Origin of the sequence: Mesorhizobium sp. M5C.F.Ca.ET.164.01.1.1, from assembly GCF_004792125.1 — a bacterium.
GTDB lineage: Bacteria > Pseudomonadota > Alphaproteobacteria > Rhizobiales > Rhizobiaceae > Mesorhizobium > Mesorhizobium wenxiniae.
Genome location: NZ_SRTG01000410.1, coordinates 1 through 314, shown reverse-complemented (window position 1 = coordinate 314; position 314 = coordinate 1). Strand labels below are relative to the sequence as shown.

Genomic DNA, 314 nt, shown 5'->3' with positions numbered 1-314 from the left:
ATCGACCGTCAGTATCGGCTGGCGACCTCACCCTGGCTGCTGGCGCTGGTCGGCCGCAAGGGCTGGCATCATTACATGCTGAAGCGGGACGGCGCGGTGGTGGCGGTGCGCTCGCTGTTCATCGGCGCCGACGGCGCGGCCTGGAGCGGCATCGACGCACCGGTGCCCGGCATCATGGCGCCGAGCTTCGATCTCGACGCGGTGCTTGGCGAAGCGCTGGTCCGCGACGGCCTGGCGGCCGGCGCGAAACTGTTCGTCGCCGACATCGAAGCGCCGCATGAGGAGCGCGACGGCCCTGCCTATCGCAACTATGC

General features: G+C 69.7%; 1 pseudogene. It reads left to right on the top strand.

What is annotated here, in order from left to right:
* Window positions 1-314: pseudogene (locus EN807_RS34045) on the top strand (hypothetical protein); the annotation flags it as partial.